Below are 2074 nucleotides of genomic sequence, written 5' to 3' on the forward strand. Positions count from 1 at the left end.
GTCTAGTTCTTGGGAAGAATTAAAAAATGGCTTGGTTTTATTAACTTGGCAAAATACTAATAATCCCAAATCTCAAACCCTCAATCCCAATTCTGTCTGGTTTCACGATCATGCGATCGCGATGGGAAATTTATATACAGCTACAAAAAAAACTGAAGGTAATTTTCAAGTTGTCGAACGCACTGCAATGTTACCTTCGGCTAATATTTCACCGGGAACCTATCGATTAGAAGCGAGTTATCTAAATCGCGTATCGGGAGAAATATATGCAATTAATACACCGAATAAAACTATTATAATTAACCCGGATGCTACTTCGACACCTGCACCAGAATTAGATTTAATCACCCAATTACGCACATTAGCAACTAATTTACCAAAAGGAACTGAAGCGGTAGAAAAAATATTTGATTCTGTGGCAAGGATTAACCAATATGACCCGACGCAGGACTATTTATTGCAAGCACAATTAACATCAGAATATCGCTTGCGTCATTACAGTTCAGATTCAGATTTAGCCTATACAGTAGCTTTAGCAAATGTATTACAAAGACAAGTAAAAAGTGCAATCAAATCCCTAGAAAGAGTCACCCAAATCGATAATAAAAATCCTTTTGCTTGGGCATATTTAGCATTTGTACGGCTTTATAATTGGCAGCCAGGAGCAGCAGAAAAAGCTCTGAAAACTGCTTTAGAAATAAATCCAAATCAACGCGAAATTACAGCATTGTCAGGGGTTGCAGCATTAATGCGAGGTAATTTTATTAAGGCATGGGATAATTTATCAGTGTTAACTAATTAATTAAAATTAATATTCATAAATATAATAAAATAACCCCTCCCTAACCTTCTTCTTGCCTTACGCGATACTCTACGAGAAGGCGTACCACTCCGTGGAAGCAAGCTACACGCAGCGTGTCGCTTTGCGACTCAGCGCCTACCGCATACTTACAGAAGACAGGGAGTGTCTACCCTGCCAGTAGGGAAAGGAACAAGACTTTTATTTTCTTCCCTCTGCTTCCCTACCTTACGAAAGATATATAAACACTTGAATTTTGCCATAATTAAAAATGTAGCAGATGTCGTAGAGGTATAGTCATGAGAAATGGCGAAGTGAGAATAGTTTCCCTAATACCTAGTGGTACAGAAATTTTAGCCGCACTTGGATTAACCGACAAAATAGTTGGGCGATCGCACGAATGTGATTATCCCGAAGAAATTCAAAGTCTTCCAATTTGCACTCAAGCAAAACTAAATACCAATTCATCCAGTCAGGAAATCAATGATAAAGTTAATAATTTGTTACAAAATGCCTTGAGCATTTATGAAGTTAAAATTGATGTCTTAAAGAAATTACAACCGACTCACATTATCACTCAAGACCAATGCGATGTATGTGCTGTTAGTTTTAGCGAAGTTGAAAAAGCAATTGCCACTCTGACTCAGGAAAGACCAAAAATTATCTCATTACAACCCGATCTTCTCAAAGATGTTTGGGACGATATCGAGCGAGTGGGACATATATTTGGGGCAGATGTGGTCAAAGTGTTGGAAAATCTGGAAGCTCGTGTAAAAATTGTCGAACAACGTACCAAGGGGCTTGCAGCGAATGAAATCCTATCTGTAGCATGTATTGAATGGACAGAACCTCTGATGATGGCTGCAAACTGGGTTCCGGAATTAGTTAATATCGCAGGTGGAAAATCTTTATTTGGTCAAGTTGGTCAGCATTCGACACCATTGAAATTGGAAAATTTGATTGTTAGTAATCCAGATGTAATTATTTTTATGCCTTGCGGATTTGATTTACATCGTACCCGCCAAGAAGCGCAAATGTTAGTTAATCTTCCCGAATGGGAAAAATTACATGCAAGTCAAATCGGGAGAGTATACATCACCGATGGCAATGCTTACTTTAATCGTCCAGGACCAAGATTAGTCGAATCGACAGAAATTTTGGCAGAAATATTACACCCAGAAATATTCCAATATGGCTATAAAGGAAAAGCTTGGGATGTGTTACCTAAATAATTAATATTTAATAATTATATAGTTAATGGTTAATAATTAATAT

The 2074-nt window shown here is 37.3% G+C and carries 2 protein-coding genes; both read left to right on the forward strand.

Annotated elements, in window-relative coordinates; genetic code table 11:
• Positions 1-802: tetratricopeptide repeat protein (locus tag CK510_RS32190; RefSeq protein WP_373695838.1), on the forward strand; the 802-nt coding region annotated here is incomplete at its 5' end.
• A gap of 296 nt (positions 803-1098) precedes the next feature.
• On the forward strand, positions 1099-2031 hold the full coding sequence (locus tag CK510_RS29680; protein ID WP_095725028.1) for a cobalamin-binding protein: 933 nt from the start codon (positions 1099-1101) through the stop codon (positions 2029-2031).
• Positions 2032-2074 lie beyond the last annotated feature (43 nt).

The sequence above is a fragment of the Brunnivagina elsteri CCALA 953 genome (assembly GCF_002289455.1).
Lineage (GTDB): Bacteria > Cyanobacteriota > Cyanobacteriia > Cyanobacteriales > Nostocaceae > Brunnivagina > Brunnivagina elsteri.

Coding starts and splice junctions, on each gene's coding strand:
- CK510_RS29680 (WP_095725028.1), top strand. CDS start 1,099: ATGAGAAATGGCGAAGTGAGAATAGTTTCCCTAATACCTAGTGGTACA.